We start from the raw sequence: 1,913 nt of genomic DNA, 5'->3' as shown, positions 1-1,913 counted from the left end.
GTCGGCACCGCCGGGTCGGCCGTGGTCTTCGCGGGCCTGACCGTCGTGATCGCGCTGGTCGGCCTCGGCGTCGTCGGCATCCCGATCCTCACCGAGATGGGCGTCGCGGCCGGGTTCTCGGTGATCGTCGCCGTCCTGATCGCGCTCAGCCTGCTGCCCGCGATGCTCGGCTTCGCCGGGCGGCGGGTCGTCGGCGGCCGGATCCCCGGCCTGCGCGGCGGGCCGCGGCCCGGCAAGACCGCGGTGGGGGAGCGCTGGGCGCGGTTCGTCGTCCGCCGCCCGCTTGCGGTCCTGCTGCTGGCGGTGGCCGGGCTCGGCGTCCTCGCCCTGCCGGCGCTGGACCTGCGGCTCGGCATGCCCGGAGAGGAGGCGTCCTCGCCGAGCAGCACCCAGTACAAGGCGTACGAGATGGTCTCCGAGGGCTTCGGTCCCGGCTTCAACGGCCCGCTGATGGTCGTCGTGCACGGATCGGGGGACGTCACGAAGGCTGCCTCCGAGCTTTCCGGGCAGCTGAAGAACATGAGCGACGTCGCGACCGTCACCCCGCCGGTGCCCAACCAGCAGCGGGACACCGCCCTGCTGACCGTGGTGCCGAAGAGCGGCCCGAGCACCGCGCAGACCGAGGACCTGGTCTCCGCCATCCGCGGCAAGAGCGACGCGCTGCGCGCGGCGACCGGGGCCGAGGCCATGGTCACGGGCCAGACCGCGATCGGGATCGACGTGTCGGCCAAGCTCTCCGGCGCCCTCGCGCCCTACCTCGCGCTGGTGGTCGGCCTCGCGTTCATCCTGCTCATGCTGGTGTTCCGGTCCGTCCTGGTGCCGCTGAAGGCGACCCTCGGCTTCCTGCTCACCGTCGCCGCCACCTTCGGCGTGGTCGTCGCGGTGTTCCAGAAGGGCTGGGGCGCGTCGCTGATCGGCGTGGACAGCACCGGGCCGATCATGAGCCTGATGCCGATCTTCCTGATCGGCGTGGTGTTCGGCCTGGCGATGGACTACCAGGTGTTCCTGGTCACCCGGATGCGCGAGGAGTACGTGCACGGCGCGGCCCCGAAGGACGCGGTCGTCGCCGGGTTCCGGCACGGGGCGCGGGTGGTCACCGCCGCCGCCGTGATCATGATGGCGGTGTTCGCCGGGTTCATCAGCGACGAGCAGTCGATGATCAAGCTGATGGGCTTCGCGCTGGCGGCCGGGGTGTTCTTCGACGCCTTCGTGGTCCGGATGACCGTGGTGCCCGCCGTCATGGCGCTGTTCGGGAAGGCCGCCTGGTGGCTGCCGCGCGTCCTGGACCGGATCCTGCCCGACGTGGACGTGGAGGGCGAGAAGCTGCGGCACGCGCTCGGCGACGACGACGCCGAGGCCGCCGGACCGCGTGAGCCGGTCACAGCCGGGGCGGGGTCCGGAGCGCACCGCACCGGGCCCGGAGCCCACCGCGCCGGACGCTCCGGATCCACCGGCACGTCGGGACCGTCCTCCGGCAGATGACCCAGGGCCGCCGCCTCGTCGCCCCGAGGCGGCGGCCCTTTCCCGCCCCCCGATTCGCCCCACCCCCCAAGGAAGCCCGGACATGAACCTCCTCCAGCAACCGGTCTGGCGGCGCGCACCCTCACCGCGCCCCGAGACCGGAACGGTCGCGACACCGCCACCCGCCGGCTCCGCGGACGCCCCGGCCACCGCCGACTCCCCGGCCGAAGCGGATTCCGCGTCCACTGCCGAAGCCTCGGCCCCCGCGGATTCCCCGGCGACCTCGCCCGAGGCCGTCCGGGCCGCCGCTTCGCAGGCGGCGCCTGCCGGTGTCCGCCCGGCGGACGTCCCGGCCGCGGCCGTCCGGCCCCGGCCGATCCGCGAGCTGCTGCTGATCGGGCTGCTGTTCGGCGTCTACAAGGCGGGCCGCCTGGCCGCCAACGGGCGCGTCG

Annotated in this window: 1 protein-coding gene and 1 pseudogene; both read left to right on the top strand. The window is 74.2% G+C overall.

Annotation, left to right across the window (positions count from 1 at the left end):
* The coding region (locus tag AB0J52_RS38465; protein WP_500187960.1) for an MMPL family transporter at positions 1 to 1,482 on the top strand (1,482 nt) is incomplete at its 5' end.
* Between the two features lie 82 nt (positions 1,483 to 1,564).
* Positions 1,565 to 1,913: pseudogene (locus tag AB0J52_RS38460) on the top strand (hypothetical protein); the annotation flags it as partial.

The organism is Spirillospora sp. NPDC049652 (genome assembly GCF_040675125.1).
In the GTDB taxonomy this organism is placed as follows: Bacteria; Actinomycetota; Actinomycetes; order Streptosporangiales; family Streptosporangiaceae; genus Spirillospora.
Note: the sequence above shows the minus strand (reverse complement) of the source record. Positions and strands in the feature narration are given on the sequence as shown.